The organism is Archangium sp. Cb G35 (assembly GCF_001896145.1).
Taxonomy (GTDB): Bacteria; Myxococcota; Myxococcia; order Myxococcales; family Myxococcaceae; genus Archangium; species Archangium violaceum.
This window is the reverse complement of sequence record NZ_MPOI01000011.1, coordinates 479,357-495,051: the sequence shown is the minus strand read 5'-3', so window position 1 is coordinate 495,051 and position 15,695 is coordinate 479,357. Positions and strand designations below refer to the sequence as shown.

At 69.0% G+C, this 15,695-nt stretch carries 13 protein-coding genes and 1 pseudogene; 3 read left to right on the top strand and 11 right to left on the bottom strand.

What is annotated here, in order from left to right:
- Window positions 1-49: 49 nt before the first annotated feature.
- Window positions 50-1,840 carry a phosphoenolpyruvate carboxykinase (GTP) gene (locus BO221_RS32695; protein ID WP_073564739.1) on the bottom strand — a complete coding sequence of 597 codons (1,791 nt, stop codon included), beginning with the start codon at window positions 1,838-1,840 and terminating at the stop codon, window positions 50-52.
- A 230-nt stretch (window positions 1,841-2,070) separates the two neighbouring features.
- Here BO221_RS32695 and BO221_RS32690 point away from each other — a divergent pair, with 230 nt between their 5' ends.
- Window positions 2,071-3,927 carry an SLC13 family permease gene (locus BO221_RS32690; RefSeq protein WP_073564738.1) on the top strand — a complete coding sequence of 619 codons (1,857 nt, stop codon included), beginning with the start codon at window positions 2,071-2,073 and terminating at the stop codon, window positions 3,925-3,927.
- Between the two features lie 32 nt (window positions 3,928-3,959).
- Here BO221_RS32690 and BO221_RS57680 read toward each other — a convergent pair.
- Window positions 3,960-4,625, bottom strand: a pseudogene (locus BO221_RS57680) (Dickkopf N-terminal cysteine-rich domain-containing protein); the annotation flags it as partial.
- Between the two features lie 424 nt (window positions 4,626-5,049).
- Here BO221_RS57680 and BO221_RS32680 point away from each other — a divergent pair.
- The gene (locus BO221_RS32680) at window positions 5,050-5,448 is read left to right on the top strand and encodes a hypothetical protein (protein ID WP_073564737.1); all 399 of its coding nucleotides are present in this window, start codon (window positions 5,050-5,052) and stop codon (window positions 5,446-5,448) included.
- Window positions 5,449-5,458: 10 nt separating this feature from the next.
- Here BO221_RS32680 and BO221_RS32675 read toward each other — a convergent pair whose 3' ends face one another.
- The 4 genes from BO221_RS32675 to gluQRS are packed head-to-tail and all read right to left on the bottom strand — an operon-like array spanning window position 5,459 to window position 8,527.
- Window positions 5,459-6,082 (bottom strand): tRNA-(ms[2]io[6]A)-hydroxylase, encoded by a 624-nt coding sequence (locus BO221_RS32675; RefSeq protein WP_043402614.1) that lies wholly within the window; start codon window positions 6,080-6,082, stop codon window positions 5,459-5,461.
- Between the two features lie 48 nt (window positions 6,083-6,130).
- Window positions 6,131-6,967: a GNAT family N-acetyltransferase gene (locus tag BO221_RS32670; RefSeq protein WP_073564736.1), complete on the bottom strand. Its 837-nt coding sequence runs from the start codon at window positions 6,965-6,967 to the stop codon at window positions 6,131-6,133.
- Between the two features lie 43 nt (window positions 6,968-7,010).
- On the bottom strand, window positions 7,011-7,571 hold the full coding sequence (locus tag BO221_RS32665) for an AgmX/PglI C-terminal domain-containing protein (RefSeq protein WP_073564814.1): 561 nt from the start codon (window positions 7,569-7,571) through the stop codon (window positions 7,011-7,013).
- A gap of 8 nt (window positions 7,572-7,579) precedes the next feature.
- A complete protein-coding gene (gene gluQRS / locus BO221_RS32660; RefSeq protein WP_073564735.1) occupies window positions 7,580-8,527 on the bottom strand; it encodes a tRNA glutamyl-Q(34) synthetase GluQRS in 948 nt (315 codons plus the stop codon).
- Window positions 8,528-8,648: 121 nt separating this feature from the next.
- On the opposite strand from gluQRS, the gene BO221_RS32655 reads away from it, so the two are divergent.
- On the top strand, window positions 8,649-9,512 hold the full coding sequence (locus BO221_RS32655; protein ID WP_073564734.1) for a metallophosphoesterase: 864 nt from the start codon (window positions 8,649-8,651) through the stop codon (window positions 9,510-9,512).
- A gap of 154 nt (window positions 9,513-9,666) precedes the next feature.
- Here the strand turns inward: BO221_RS32655 and BO221_RS54135 are convergent, their stop codons facing one another.
- The 5 genes from BO221_RS54135 to BO221_RS32630 form a co-directional block, all read right to left on the bottom strand.
- Complete coding sequence (locus BO221_RS54135) at window positions 9,667-12,267, bottom strand: GAF domain-containing protein (protein WP_073564733.1); 2,601 nt, start codon at window positions 12,265-12,267, stop codon at window positions 9,667-9,669.
- A 48-nt stretch (window positions 12,268-12,315) separates the two neighbouring features.
- Window positions 12,316-12,696 (bottom strand): hypothetical protein, encoded by a 381-nt coding sequence (locus BO221_RS32645; RefSeq protein ID WP_043402627.1) that lies wholly within the window; start codon window positions 12,694-12,696, stop codon window positions 12,316-12,318.
- Between the two features lie 126 nt (window positions 12,697-12,822).
- Window positions 12,823-14,019: an NAD(P)/FAD-dependent oxidoreductase gene (locus BO221_RS32640; protein ID WP_073564732.1), complete on the bottom strand. Its 1,197-nt coding sequence runs from the start codon at window positions 14,017-14,019 to the stop codon at window positions 12,823-12,825.
- Window positions 14,020-14,189: 170 nt separating this feature from the next.
- On the bottom strand, window positions 14,190-14,879 hold the full coding sequence (locus tag BO221_RS32635; RefSeq protein WP_073564731.1) for a hypothetical protein: 690 nt from the start codon (window positions 14,877-14,879) through the stop codon (window positions 14,190-14,192).
- A 153-nt stretch (window positions 14,880-15,032) separates the two neighbouring features.
- Complete coding sequence (locus tag BO221_RS32630) at window positions 15,033-15,683, bottom strand: hypothetical protein (RefSeq protein WP_073564730.1); 651 nt, start codon at window positions 15,681-15,683, stop codon at window positions 15,033-15,035.
- Window positions 15,684-15,695 lie beyond the last annotated feature (12 nt).

Below are 15,695 nucleotides of genomic sequence, written 5' to 3'. Positions count from 1 at the left end.
GATGGCGGGACGGCCCCGGAGGACTGCGGACCCTACCCGGGCCGGGGGCTCAGCTTCCCAGGCGGGAGATGAGCAGCTTGCGCTGGAGCGTGAGCGCCTCGGGGGCCTTGAGGCCCAGGGACTCGAAGAAGGGCTCCTGGCTCTTGAGCTCGGCCTTCCACTCGTCCTCCTTGATGGAGGTGACCTCGGAGACGGACTCCTGGGAGAGGTCCAGGCCCTTGAGGTTGAGGCCCTGGTCGGCGCGCGGCACCCAGCCCAGCAGCGTCTCCTCGGTGGGGACGCGGCCGTGGACGCGGTTCACGATCCACTCGAGCACGCGCATGTTCTCGCCGAAGCCCGGCCAGATGAACTTGCCGTTCTTGTCCTGGCGGAACCAGTTGACCTGGAAGATCTTCGGCGGGTGGGTGATCTTCTTCTGCATGTCCAGCCAGTGCTGGAGGTAGTCACCCATGTGGTAGCCGCAGAAGGGCAGCATGGCCATGGGATCACGCCGCACCACGCCCACCTTGCCGGTGGCGGCGGCGGTGGTCTCGCTGCCCATGGTGGCGCCGAGGAACACGCCGTGGGTCCAGTTGAAGGCCTGGAGCACCAGCGGGACGGTGTTGGAGCGGCGGCCGCCGAAGATGATGGCGGAGATGGGCACGCCCATGGGGTCGTTGGCCTTGGGGCTGAGCACCGGGTTGTTGGAGGCGGGCGCGGTGAAGCGGCTGTTGGGGTGCGCGGCCTTCTCCGTGCTGCCCTTCTTCCAGGGGCGGCCCTGCCAGTCGGTGAGCTCCTCGGGGACCTCGCCGTCCATGCCCTCCCACCACACGTCGCCGTCCGGCGTCATGGCCACGTTGGTGAAGAGGGTGTCCTTGGACACCGAGGCCATGGCGTTGGGGTTGCTCTTGTAGTTGGTGCCGGGGGCCACGCCGAAGTAGCCGGCCTCGGGGTTGATGGCCCACAGGCGCCCGTCCGGGCCCACGCGCATCCAGGCGATGTCATCGCCCACGGTCTCGATCTTCCAGCCCTCGTACTCCTTGGGCGGGATCATCATGGCGAAGTTCGTCTTGCCGCACGCGGACGGGAAGGCGGCCGCCACGTAGGTGGTCTCACCCTTGGGGCTGGTGACGCCCAGAATCAGCATGTGCTCGGCCAGCCAGCCCTCGTGCTCGCCGAGGTAGCTGCCGATGCGCAGGGCGAGGCATTTCTTGCCCAGCAGCACGTTGCCGCCATATCCGCTGCCGAAGCTCCAGATGGTGTTGTCCTGGGGGAAGTGGCAGATGTAGCGGCGGTCCGGGTTGAGATCTCCCGTGCTGTGCAGGCCGCGGTTGAAGTCGTTGGAGTCGCCGAGCATGTCCAGCGCGGCCTTCCCCATGCGGGTCATGATCCGCATGTTGAGCGCGACATAGACGCTGTCGGTGAGCTCCACGCCAATCTTGGCGAAGGGGCTGCCCAGCGGGCCCATGACGTAGGGCACCACGTACATGGTGCGGCCCTTCATGGCGCCGGTGAACAGGTGGGCGAGCTTGGTGTAGGCCGCCTCGGGCTCCATCCAGTTGTTGGTGGGGCCGGCGTCCTCCTTGTTGGTGGTACAGATGAACGTGAGGTGCTCCACGCGCGCCACGTCATTGGGGTTGGAGCGGTGCAGGTAGCAACCCGGCCGCTTCTGCTGGTTGAGGGGGATGAGGATGCCTTCCTTCACCGCCAGGTCGGTGAAGCGCTTCTTCTCCTCCTCCGAGCCGTCACACCAGACGATGCTGTCCGGCTGGGTCATCTGCGCCATCTTGGCTACCCAGGCCAGCAGCTCCGGGTTCTTCGTGGGAGCGCCCTGGAGCGCCGCGTTTTGGGTCGAAGCCATTCGCTTGTCTCCTCAGTTGGTGGGCGAACCTTCCCGGGAGCCCCTTGTAAAAGCAACAGCGGCCCCGGGTGAATCCCGTCCCGCCGCTGCCACCTTCCTTCAATTTCACTTATTGAAGCCCCAGTATTCAGTAGCAGACGTTCGAGGCGGAGGGGCCCTTCGGCTAGCGGACGTTCGGGGCGGAGGGGGTCTCACCTCCAGGCACACGAGGCCGCACGTTGGGGGCGTCCATGACCATCGCCATCGTGCTGGGCATCGTGCTGGTTGCCCTGGTGCTCTTCTCCATCGACGTGGTGCCCATCGAGGTGAGTTCGCTGGTCATCGTGTGTCTGCTGGCGGCCACCCGGGTGCTGACGCCGGAGCAGGCCTTCGAGGGTTTCAGCAACGACACGGTCATCTTCATCTTCACGCTGCTGGCGATGACGGAGGGACTGGCCAGCACGGGAGTGGTGCACCTGGTGGGGCAGCGGCTCGCCTTCTTCGCGCGCTTCGGGCACCAGACATTCGTGCTGGCGATGATGGTGGTGGTGGCGGTGTTCTCCTCCATCGTCTCCAACACGGTGACGACGGCGGCCTTCCTGCCGGTGGCCATTGGCGCGGCGCAGCGGGCCAAGGTGCCCAAGAGCAAGGTGCTGCTGCCGCTGGCGTACGCCTCCATGCTGGGGGGCATGGTGTTCCTGTACGGCACCTCCACCAACCTGGTGGCGTCCGCGGCCTTTCCGCGCTTCGGGCTGGAGCCCATCGGGGTGGCGGAGCTGTCGCCGGTGGGGTTTCCGGTGGCGGTGCTGGGCATCCTCGTGGTGGTGCTGCTGGGGCCGGTGCTGCTGCCGGCGCGGGTGGGCAAGGGGGCGGTGGCCGACTGGTCCCTGCGCGACTACCTCACCGAGGCGATGCTGCCGGCGGACTCGCGTTACGTGGGCAAGGCGCTGGCGGAAATCACGGAGGGACTGGGGCTGCGTGTCATCGGGCTGGTCCGCCAGGGGCAGTCGCAGCCAGCCGTCCCGACGTACCGGCTGGAGGGGGACGAGCGGCTCATCATCGAGGGCAACCGCGAGGACATCCTGCGGGTGAAGGACTTGAGGGGCATCGAGATCCGTCCGGACATGCGGTTGTCGGACACGGACCTGAGGCCGCGGGACACGCTGCTGGTGGAGGCGACGGTGCCCACGGGCAGTCCGCTCATCGGCCGCAGCCTGAAGGAGACGCTCTTCCTGGAGCGCTACGGGCTGGTGGCGCTGGCGCTGCACCGCAAGCCCGCCATCCAGCGGCTGACGAAACTGCAACTGCTCGGCCGGCTCTTCGGTGGGCAGTCGCTGTCCACACTGCCGCTGTCGGTGGGTGACGTGCTGCTGCTGCGCGGCCCGCGGGAGAAGGTCCAGGAGCTGTCGGATGGCGTCAACCTGCTCATCCTGGGGGACGTGGCGTACCAGCCGCCGCGCTACGGCAAGTCGCTGCTGGCGGTGGTGCTCTTCCTGGGAGCGCTCGCGCTGGGCACCTTCAAGGTGATGCCGCTGGCGGTAGCGGGACTGGCGGGGATGCTGTCGATGATCGCCACCGGGTGCGTGGACGCGCGGCGGGCCTTCCGCGTGGACTGGCGCGTGGTGCTGCTCATCGGCTCCATGCTGGCGCTCGGCCTGGCCATGGAGGAGAGCGGGGCGGGCAGGTTCCTGGGCAACCACGTGGCGAGGCTCGGCGAGTACGGAGGCCCGCGCACGGTGCTGGTCCTGATGATGGCGCTCACCATCATCTTGTCGGCCCCCATGAGCAACCAGGCCGCGGCCCTGGTGATCCTCCCGGTGGCGGTGGGCGCCGCCGCGAAGCTGGGTGTGGACCCGAGGCCCTTCGCCATTGGTGTGACGCTGGCGGCCAGCTGCTCCTTCATCACTCCGCTCGAGCCGAGCTGCGTGCTGGTGTACGGCCCCGGGCACTACCGCTTCACCGACTTCTTCCGGCTCGGCACGCCCCTGACGGCGTTGCTGCTCGCCTTCCTCGTGGGCGTGGTTCCCCTGGTGTGGCCCTTCCACAAGGCCGGGCCCGAGCCGGTTCGCGCCCGGGAACCGGTGAGCGAGCGGATGGTGCCACGGTAGGGGTTGAACCCGGGGACCGTGGCACCCTCAGCTCAGGCGCAGGTATAGGTCCAGCGGCAGGTGCCCGAGAGGCACTCGCGGTTCTCCGCGCAGAGCGCGCCGCGCGCCTTCTTGTTCTGGCACTTGCCCGTGTTGAGGCCCCACCCGCAGTACTGGGTGCTGGTGCAGTCGTTGTCCCCATCGCAGATGCAGCTGCCCGTGATGTTGCCGCAGTCCAGCGAGGTGCACTTGTCGCTGATGCACTCCTCGTTGAAGCGGCACGTCTGGCCCAGCACCTTGGAGTCCGGTGCGTACGTCTTGCCGCACACCATGGGGTACTGCGCCTCACGCGTGGCCTTCTCCACGTAGGGCGCCACGCCGCTGGTGTCGATGTCCGCCGCCGCGTCCGCCATGCCCGTGCGCGGAGACAGGCCGCGCTCCCACGTGCGCAGGAAGGACTCCGAGGAGCCCTCGAGGCCCGTGGTGTTGGCCCCCAACTGCTTGAGGTCGCGCACCACGTCCGGCAGCAGGCCCACGTGCGCCAGGCCGTACACGTCGAAGTCCGTGCCCAGCCGCGCCGGCCCCGTCAGGCGCTGCTGGTGGGCCTGCGCGTCCGCCTCGGCCTTGAAGCCCGCCGAGCACGCCCCGTGGTCGCCGAAGCGCGGCCGCGTCTGCTGGATGAAGCCGTTGAGGTCCGCGCCAAAACCGACCCCGAGTTGGGGCACAGGTCGAGCATGTTGCTCAGGTCCATGCGCACCCGGGCGTGGTCACTCTCGGGCGCGCCTCCGTCACAGCTCACCAGCGTGCCGGTATGACTGCCGTGGAACCAGCCGCCGCCGAAGGCTTCCTCGGCGAACATGTGGTGGTGCAGCTCGGCGAAACCCGGCACCGCCAGCTTCTGCTCGGCGGCGGCCACGGGTTCGGGTGCGGCGGCCGGTGGCTCCTCCGTCACCGGGTTGCACGCCGGGAACAACATGAGCGCGGACAGCAGGGCCAAGGGGCGTCGGAACATGCGCGGCTTCTCCTATAAGGAGAGGGGGGCGCACATCCCAATTCCGAAACACCCGGGAAATCAAGCAAGGTGGGTCATCAGTGATTCAGGAGAAGTCACCTGATGGGACGGATGGGTGCCATGGTCATGACATGGCGACCCACCGGCAGCTCCTGCTCGAAGGCCATACGCCCGAGGAAATCCTCCAACTCTCCGATGAAGAGCTTCGAGCCTTCGTCTTCCTGGACGAGCCCCTCGTCTTCCAGGCCGGCTCGGCGCAGGTGCTGGGCCAGTTCCAGGTGCGCGCGAAGCGGCTCGTCGTGGAACTGGCGCAGATCGACGGGGGCGGGGAGGGCGTCCTCCAGACCCTCTGGAGTCTGGCGGAGCGCTATGCACGCAGCCGCGGGTTGGATGCGGTCGAGTGGATCGTCCACGCGGTCCACTGTGCCCACCCGAACCTGAAACTGCGCCGTGTCCTGGAACGCTTCGGATTCGCGGTGCGCGAGGTGCCGGGTCATGGGCAGGCGTACCATTACCTGCACGAACTGTAGGCCCCCGGCCTCAGTGGATGGCGGCGCGCAGGCCGATGCGCTCGAGCACCTCGGCCTCGAGCACGAGCAGCTCGTCCAGCCGCGTGCGCACCGGGGCCTCGTCTCCGCCCGCCGCGGTGACGGCCAGCCGGTAGAAGAGGGACTGGTGCCCGTCCTCGGACTGCGCCAGCTCACCGTAGAAGCGGCGCAGCATGGGATCCTCGAGTCCCTCGGCCAGCAGCGAGAGGCGCTCGCACGAGCGCGCCTCGATGACCGCGGCCACCAGCAACCGGTCCACCCGGCGCCCGTCCGCGGAGGTGCGGACGAACTTCTGCAGTCCCTGGGCGTACGGGTCTCCCGCGTCCCGCCCCAGCGTCAGGCCCCGGGCCGCCATCAGGTCCAGCACCCGGGCCAGGTGCGCGCTCTCCTCGCGCGCCAACCGCGCCATCTGCGCCGGCAGCCCGGGCAGGTCCGGGTACACCTGCAACAGCGAGAGCGCGTTGGCCGCCGCCTTCTTCTCGCAGTGGGCATGGTCCACGAGCACCTCGTCGAAGCGCTCGAGCGCCAGCGGCAGCCAGCGTGGATCCGAGGGGACCCGGAGGATGACGGGGCCCTCTCCGGACAGGGGACGGCGCTCAGGGGTAGGACGGGACATGGTGCACTCCGGCGGGGGCGCGGAGTGTAACCGCCCCGCTCGCGGACGCTACTCCGCCAGCACCAGGCGCTGGGTGCGGCCGGCCAGGTAGCCCACCTTGCGAGCGATCCGCGCCAGCGACTCGTTCTTCTCCTCCACCCGGAGGGTGAGCCTGGGCAGCGAGGACAGCAGGAAGCGGGAGATCTGCCCCAGGCACAGCGTGGCGTGCCCCTTCCCCCGCTCCGAGGGCACCGTGTACAGGTTCTCCAGCTCCGCCCCGAACTGCGAGCGGCTGCCGATGTCCACCTTGAACACCATCGCGCCGTTCTCTTCCAGCACGTAGGTGCGCTTCGCCCTCACGCGCTGCGCCACCCGCGCCTCGAAGTGCGGATCCTCCGCCAGCGCGTCCCGGCCGTAGATCTCCTGCACCGCCCCGAGCGCCAACGGCATCAGGCGCGGCACATCCTCCTCGCGCGCCAGCCGCAGCAGCGGGTTGGTGAACGGCCCCATGTCATCGGCCGATACCGCGAAGAGCCGGTAGTTCTTCGACAGCCGTGGCTTGCCCGGGCACAGGCTGCGCACCAGCGCGTCCACCGCCGGTTTCTCGCCCACCGAGGCCTTCAGCCTCACGCGCTCGGCCAGCGCGTCCGCGATCACTCCCGTGGCCGAGCCGTCGCTCGCCGAGGGCACCATCAGTCCGCCCCCGCCTCCCACGAAGATCGCCGCCGTGAGCGTCTTCCCATCGAAGCGTCCCCAGTACGAGAAGCTGCTGCGGTGCTCCGCCGGCGCGATGCCGAACTCCTGCAGCAACCCCAACAGATAGAGGTTCTGTGCTGGATCCTTCGCGAGCAGCGCCCGCAGCGCATCGGCGTCCGAGGGGGCGAGTTGTTGGACCGTGATGGGCATGAGGTAGGACCGGCCTACTACACCATACGTCCCGCCGGGGTTTTCAAGGGGCTCCACGCTTCCCGGGCCGGAAGTGGAACGGATGCGTCAGCGTCAGCGGCGCTTTCCCAGGGGGAGCGGAAAATTGTGTGTCGGCGAAAGTATCGAGCAGGCAGGCGAGGACGAAAGGATCCTGGGTGGTGCTTTCCACCACCTCGCTGTCCTGGAAGTGGCCGCGCTCACCCCTCGCTTCCAGGGTGAAGCGCACCCTCACCGTCTGTGGACCCGGGTGGCGCACCGAGGCGTCCTCGAGGCACGAGCGCACCAACCGCTGCACGGACTGGAGCGCCACGCGGACCTCCTCCTCGCTCCACGTGCCCGGCGGGAGCTCGAGCTTCGGTTCCTCTTCCGGTGGGGAGACGGGGGGCGGCGGAGCCACGGGGGGCGTCCGCTCCATGGGCACCTCTGGCGGGGGGGCAGGGGAGGGGGGCGCGGGCGGAGGCGAGGCCGGGACGTCCACCACCGTCACGGCGGGCGCCGGCGTGTCCCTCGTGAGCCAGAGCGCCAGCGCGCTCAGGGCCACGAAGGGGATGACCACCCAGAGGAAGACGGCTCTGCCCGGCATGTGCACCTTCAACCCCCGAGGCCCAGCGCCTCCTTCAATAGCGCCTCCCGGGCCACGACGGGCGAGCGGGGGAGCAGCTCGGGCCGGAAGCGCCGCACCAGCTCCTGGATCGTCACCGGCGTGCCATCCCCCAGTCCACTCCACGCCGCGAGCAGCCCGAGCACCCGCTCCACGGCGATGCCCCGCTCGCGCAGCTCGGCCACCGCGAAGGCGCCCTCCCGCTTGGCCAGCCGCTTGCCGTCCTCTCCGAGGACCAGGGGCACGTGCCAGAAGCGGGGCGGCGTCAGGCCGAGCGCCTCGTAGATTTGAAGCTGCCTCGGGGTGGACGTCAGCAGGTCATCGCCCCGGAGGACGTCGGTGATGTGGCTGGCGGCGTCGTCCACCACCACGGCGAGTTGGTAGCTGGCCACTCCGTCGTTGCGGCGCACCACGAAGTCACCCACCAGCGTGGCCACGTCCTGACAGGTGCGGCCATGCAGCCCGTCCTCGAAACACCACTCGCCGGGGGCGGCCCGGAAGCGCAGGGCGGGCACGCGCGTCCGGGCCCGCTCGGCCACGGCCTCGGGTGACAGGACGGCGCAGGTGCCAGGGTAGCGCGGCCCCTCGTCGCTCAGGCCGTGGGGGGCGCTCGCGGCCCGGGCGATCTCCGCGCGCGTGCAGAAGCATGGGTAGACGCGGCCCAGGCGCTCCAGTTCCTCCAGGGCCTCCCGGTACACGTCATCGCGCTGGCTTTGCACCAGCGGCGTCTCGTCCCAGTCCAGGCCCAGCCACTCCATGTCCCGGTACAGGTCGTCGAGGAACTGCGGCTTGCAGCGCGCGCGGTCGAGGTCCTCGATGCGCACCAGGAACTGGCCACCGGCCGCGCGGGCCTGGAGCCAGCCGAGCAGCGCGCTGCGGGCATTGCCGAGGTGGATGCGGCCGGTGGGGCTGGGGGCGAAGCGTCCGCGGAAGCTCATGGAGGTCGCTGGCAGACTAACGCGCCCGGGGAGGGCTGGCTGCTTCCTCCTTGGCCCCCGGGCCGGACATGCGCAGCTTTGGGTGGCCATGGGCGCCGCGGAAGGTTAACTGGGGACCGGGATGCGCTTCCTCCATTGTTCCGATGTCCATATCACCGCCGACTACTTCTCCCTGCCCTTCAGGCGGCTCGGCTGGCGGCGGTGGGTCGCCATGGCCGAGTTGTCCGTGGGCGGGCGCAAGAAGGCCTACGCGCGCGCTCCCGAGACGCTCGCCGCCATCGCCAGTGACGCGGAGCAGCACGGGGTGGACCACTTCATCCTCTCCGGGGACGTCACCGCGTACGCGCTGGAGCCCGAGTTCCAGATGGCGCGCGAGTCGCTCGGCGCGCTGGCCGAGGATCCGGGCCGCTGCACCGTCATCCCCGGCAACCACGACGTCTTCACCCCGGGCAGCCACCGCAAGGGCCGCTTCGCGCGGCATTTCGGCCACCTGCTGGAGAGCGATCTGCCCGAGTATCGCCGCGAGGGCGCCTTCCCCTTCGTGCGGCTGGTGGGCCAGGAGGCCGCGGTGGTGGGCCTGCTGTCGGCGCGGGTGCCTTCCCTGCCGGGCATCGCCCATGGGCATATCGGCCCGGCGCAACTGGAGGGGCTCGCGGCGCTGGTGAAGGATCCGAGGCTCGATGGCCGCGCCGTGCTGGTGGCGGTGCACCACGCTCCGCTCACCCACCACGGCCGGGCCGACCACTACTTCCATGGGCTGCGCGACGCCGAGGCGCTCTTCCGGCTCATCCCCGGGCCGCGCTACGCGGTGCTCCACGGCCACATCCACAGGCGCTACCACCACCCGTCCACCGCCCAGCGCCCGCACATCTTCAGCGCGGGTTCCTCCACCCAGTTGGGGCGCGAGGGCTATTGGGTCATCGAGGTGAAGGACGGCCAGGTGTTGGGCGGACAGAAGCACGTGCCCGGTGGGGCGCTGAACTGAATATCCCCTCACCCCGTCCCTCTCCCGGAGCTGATCATTAGTCACATCTCCAGCGCCCCCTCGGAGCGCCCCTCTGGGAGATGCTTGGTTGCTTGCTCCGCCCAAGGGGATTCTCCGAGGGAGAAATGAGGGGCAGTCCAGATGTGACTAATGATCAGCTCCCGGAGGGCGAGGGGAAATGGCCGCGCTCGTTCTCCTTGGAGTGGCGCGGAAGCCGCACGGTGATGGAGGTGCCCTCCGCCTCGTTGGAGCGCACCTCCACCGTGCCGCCATGCGCGGTGACGATCTGCTGGACGATGAAGAGGCCCAGTCCCAGTCCCGAGGAGGCGGAGTGCTCCACGGCCCGTTGGAAGGGCTCGAACACGGACGAGAGTGCCTCCGCCGGAATGGGCGCGCCCTCGTTGTGCACCTCCAGGCTCACCGTGTCCCCCTCGTCCCGGAGCATGAAGTCCACCGGTGTGCCCTCGGGGCTGTACTCGAGTGCGTTCTTGCCCAGGTTGCCGAACGCCTGCGCCAGCCGGTCCGGGTCCCACGTGCCCTGGAACCGCCCTTCCGCGCTCAGCCTCAACTTGCTCTCGGGGTAGCTGGCCTCCAGCTCCTCCACCACGTTGCGGCAGATGTGCCGGAGGTTGGCGGGCCGGGGGTGGATGGGGATGCCGCCGCCCAGACGCCCCCTCGTGAAGTCGAGCAGCTCCGAGATCATCCGCTCCATCCGCTCCGCGCTGGTGGTGATGCGGCGCACGGCCTTCAGGTGACGCTTCTCCACGGCTTCGGAGCGCAGCAGCGCGCTGGCGGACAGGAGGATGGCGTTGAGCGGGGTGCGCAGATCATGGGAGACGATGCCCAGGAAGCGCTCGCGGAACTCCGCCGTCTGGCGCAGCTCCTCCTCGACCCGCTTGCGGTCGGTGATCTCCACCACCACGCCGCCCAGGCCCAGCGGAGGACCGCTCACGTCCTGCACCCGGTAGTAGCTCACCAGCCAGTGGCGCGGGACGCCGGGCGTCGCGGGGGACTCTCCCGTCACCTCCAGGTCCACCACGGGCCGTCCCGTCTCCAGTATCCCCCGGAGAATCGCTTCCAAGGTGGAGCCGATCCCTGGCAGCACCTCGCGCACGGTGCGCCCGAGGTGGCTGGCCACGGAGCGCCCATTCATCTCCGCCAGGCGCTCGTTGATGCGCACATAGCGCATCTCCGTGTCCAGGAAGACGAGCCCCACCGGCGCCGTGTCCATGAGGAGATCGAGCCGGACCAGATGGAGTTGCGCGTCGGCACGTGCGCGCTGCGCGGCATCGTAGAGACGGCTGCGCTCCACCGCCTGGGCGCACTGGCCGGCCAGCACGAGCATGAAGGCCACCTCCTCCGGGCAGAAGGTGTGCCGCTCGCGGAACGTCAGGCCCATGGCCCCGAGCACCTGTCCCTCGGCCACCAGGGGCAGGGTGGCGAACGCGCCATAGCCTTCCTTCCGCGCGATCTCCCCCCACTGCGGGTAGTCCGCCAGGAAGTGCTCCACCGTCTCGTAGAGCACGGGCTCGCGCGTGGCCACCGCCTGGCGGAACATCACCGGTGAGTCCGCCGGGAAGCGTGTCCAGTCCCGCAGCTCCTCGTCGCGGTGGCCATGGGCCTCCAGCGTCTCGAACCACTGGCGGTCCTCCGTGAGCAGGCCAATGGAGCCGCCCATGGCCCCCAGGGCCCGCACCGCCTTGTCCAACACCACGCGCGCCACGTCCGTCGTGGTGAGTGCCTGGGACAGGGCGGCCGTCACCGATTGGAGGCGCACGGCGCGCTCCTCCTGCACCCGCACGCGCGCCAGCGCCTCCCGCTCGCGCGCCACCAACTGCGCCTGGACGATGAGGCTGGCGGCCCGGCCCACCATCACCCGGAAGAGCAGCTTGTCCTCGTTGGAGAACTCGTGGGCGGTGCGGCTCCCCATGTGCGCCACGCCGACGACCTGCTCTCCATCCAGCATCGGCACGCCGTAGAGGGCCTGGATGTTCCGGGCGCGCAGCACCGGGTTCTTCACCAGGGGATCCGTCGCGGCCGTGCGCAGCTCCTTCGGACGCCGCTCGGCGGCGATCGTCCCGGCGAAGCCCTCGCCCATCTTCAGGCTGAAGCCCGTGGACTGCTCCTCGCCGAGTCCCACCGAGGCGCGCACCCGCAGCGTGTCCCCGTCGCGCAGCAGCAGGGCGAGCGTGTCCACCGACTCGGTGCTCTCCAGGATGACCCGCAGCAGCCGGGGCAGGAACCGGTCCAGGTCCTCCGTGCCCAGGGCCACCTCGGAGAGACGATCCAGGGCCACCAGCGTCCGCTCGCGGGCGCGCGCGTAACGGGTCACGGCGGTGATGACGGCCGTGTCGAAGGCCTGGTTGAAGCGCAACACCTCCCGCACCAGCACCCCGGTGTTCCGCTCTCCCACGTGCTCGTCGTAGAGCCGGAGGATGCACGTGCGCAGCAGGGCGTACTCCCTCGCCACCTGCTCCAGGTCGAACCCGGCATCCAGCCGGTCGAGCGCATGCTCCTCGGGGTACTCCTCCAGGGTGTCGTGCTCTCCCGTGTGGACCGTCTCCACCACGTTGGCGATGCGGTCGAGGAGCGCCGGCAGATGGTCCAGGAGCCGCGGCCGGGAGAGGCGCCGGGCGCCCGGCAACAGACAGGCTTCCCCGGCCCACGTCTCGAGCACCTGGGCGCGGTACTTCCGGATGAAATCACACAACCGCAGGGGCCCCTCGAGGCCGGTGGGTGTCTCGCTCCCCGCCATGGAGTCAAAGATAGGAACGTCCACTCCGATGGGGGGCGGTACTGCCCGTCAGGCCTGGAGGCGCGGGGCCGCGTAGCGCCGCACGAAGTGGATCCACCGCCGCTCGTCCACCTCCACCTGCCACTCACTGTTGGGCGTCAGCGGCAGGCGCTGCTTGAGGAAGGCCTCCAGGTGGTCCGCGGCCTTCACGGGCGTGAGACCGGGAGCTCGGAAGGCCACGCGCAGGAAGACCTCGAGCGAGGGCGCGACCTCCAGCACCGTGTAGATGCGCAGCGGGCCCACGCGCCGCTGGTAGCGCACGTCCTGCGAGACGGAGGCGGCTGCCTGCTCGGCAGGTGGAAGCGTCGTCCAGTTGGACGGCTCGAGGGCGAACTCGAGCAATTCGGTGCTCGCCTCTTCCAGCGTTGCGTGCTCGTGGATGGAAAGCATGCCCACCTCCCTGTTGGCCGTCCCCCAGAAGAATGTGCCCACGTGCCAAGGGCGTGCAAGGGGGCGCGGACCCCTTCGCAATGCGTCATCCCGAGACGTCATCCATGTGTCAGAGGTGTGTGCTACTCAGCCCCCGCGTGCCACTTCCGCGACGAAGCGCCAGGAGATGTGCGTGGCCTCGCCCGCCAGGATGTCGCTGAGCTCGTTGCGCACGGTCGTGCTGCGGTTGGCCGTGCGGAAGACGCGGTCCAACAGCCAGGGCCGTTCGAAGGCCCACATCAGCCGCCGGTTGAGGCGGAAGGCGGTGCGGAAGCGCGTCTCCCAGCGCCGCGCGTAGCCGCCCAGCCCCCGCGCCGAGAAGTCTCCCGCCGCCACGGCCTCGGCCACCGCCTCGGCGGCGAAGGCGCCCGACTCCAGGGCGAACTCGATGCCCTCTCCCGTCAGCGGGTTGACGAAGCCGGCCGCGTCTCCCAGCAGCAGGGCCCGATCGAACTGGGTGTGTTGGGAGAAGGAGCCGTAGGGCAGGTGGTGCCCCTTCACCTTGCCCACGCGCCGGGCCCCGGCCAGCTCCGGCGCCACCCGGGGGAGCGTGCAGAACTTCTCCAGCAGCGCGGGCAGTTTCACCGCGGAGGCGTCGAGCTGGTCCGCCCGCATGCCCAGCCCCACGTTGGCCCGGCCGTCCGGCAGCGGGAAGATCCACCCGTAGGCCGGCAGCAGCTCCTGCTCCCAGAAGAAGGCGAAGCTGCGCGGGTGCGAGAGGCGGACGTTCTCGTAGTAGGCGCGGACCGCGAAGGCACCCTCGTGGCGCGGGAAGTCGGGGGCCCCGAGCGCGCGCCGCACCACCGAGGGCGAGCCATCACACCCGAGCACCAGGTCCGCGCGCAGCGGCTCGCCGTCCCGGCAGCGCAGGAGGACGCCGTGCGCGTCCCGCTCGATTCCCTCCACGAGCACGCCCTCGCGCAGCTCGGCGCCGGCCTGGACCGCACGCCGGACGAGCCGCTCATCGAGCACCTGCCGGGCGATGACGCTGGCCTTGCCGCCGAAGAGGCGCGAGGGGATGGTCTCCTCCAGGACGACGCCGCCGGGGGACAGGGCATAGACGGAGTCCACGGGGGCCGAGTCGGGGCTGGTGGGCAGGTCGCCGAGTCCCAGGCGCTCGAGCATCCACAGGGTCCGGGGTGTGCAACCATCCCCGCATATCTTGTCCCGGGGGAAGCGGTTGCGCTCGAGCAGCGTCACCCGGGCCCCCTGCTGCGCGAGGAAGGTGGCCGCGGAGGAGCCGGCCGGCCCCGCTCCGACGATGGCGACGTGGAGGGATGTCATCGCGCGCGTTGTAGCGCCTGGGTCCCAGCCCCGCCAGCTTCCAGTACTCAGGGGCGGTGCCGTATCCGGAGGGAGCGGGGGTCCTCCGTATTCGGGCCAATGACCGGAGTCGTATCCCGACAGCCATCCTTTGAGACGGACCTGTTGCGCTGAGTGGGCGAGTTACCGCGCTACCCTCTCGCCTTGCGCTTGAGGCTCCGCACCAGCGCCTCCCAATGCGGACCGCATGTGGTGTGATCGATATTGTAGAAGGCGAGATAATCGCGAACCAACGCCTTCCTGCCGCATGCAAGAGAAAGGAAGGCGAGCATCACTGCTGTCGGTCCCACGAGGGGGAACCACCCAGGAAAGAGGCGGCAGATCGTCATTTGCTGCCTCAGTTGCTCAACCTCATCGAGTTTGGCGTTGAGGACTCGGCGGAAGATCTGCTGGTCTTCATCCAGAACCTGGGGCGTGAGGATGTCGAGCAGTACGAGCCCGTCACCCCAACGCTTCGCGAACGCGACGAAGTCCGCCAGTGCCTCCTCGGTCATGGCGCGAACCAATTCTTCCGCTTCCTGGTGGCTGTTGCCATAGCCGAAGAACTGGTTGCGCTCTTGGTCTCGGAGACGGCGCATCAACCAACACTCATTCGCCCCCCAAGGGACGCCGCTCAGAGGCGGGAACGGAGGCACCTCCGCGAAGTGCACGCCGATATCCACCGTGAAGCTGCCACCAAACCTCGCGGCATTGAAGGAGATGATGTGCACCTGCTCACCGCGGCGGGTGTAGGTCCTGCGGTTGGCCTCGAACCCTCGTGGCACGACAAGGGCTTTCATCATCCTGTCACGAACACGCGCGAACTGGGCAGCGGTCAACATGTATCAGTAGCCTTGTGCTTGGTGAGAACGTGGGTGAGCCATCCCATGTCCGTGCCCTTCAGAAGGTGAGCATCCGGAAGAACGCGCCCGCCATGCGGCGACCATGCCGAGCGAGATTCGACACCGTTGTGGAAGGAAAGAGGTCTGGCTGCGTCAGGAGACGATGAAGTCGCACTTCGCGATGGCGGCCTTGAAGACCTCTTCCGCGGTGCCCGACTTCTTCGCCTCGACGGGAGCGTAGAAGCTCAGGGCCATCGTGGAGCGCGGGTGCTTGATGCGGTTCTCCGGGCTCTGGTCCAACAAGGAGAGCAGCGAACTGCCAAATCGTTCCGGCCAGGCGAGGTCGCGGAGCTCGGCAATGTGACGGATGGGGTCCAGAATGGTGAAGCCGGGCCACTTGGGAAACCGGAGGGAGCGGGGGTCATCTCCGTGGAAGCGGCAGTGATCCAGACGCGCCTCGGAGAAGTCGCAGTCCTCGATGGAGCCCAGCTGGTACTTCGGCTCCTTGCCGTACTCGGGCCAGTGCCCGAAGTCACACCCCGACAGCCGCCCCTTGAACCGGCATCCCTTGAGTGACGATGTTATCCAGTCCTGGTGGTTGATCAACTCCTGCTTCACCTCGAAGGTGCAGTTGATGAACTGGACTTCGCGGATGAACAGGTTCCGCGCGGCCACCTTCAGCACCAGGGTGCAACTCTTCAGCGTCAGGTTGCGGCCCAGGAAGTAGAGGGTGCCTTTGTCCGTCAGTTCCAGCCGCTCATTCTCCAGGTGCTTGTCCTCGTAGAAGACCTTTTTGGCAAGCATCCGCCGCCCTTT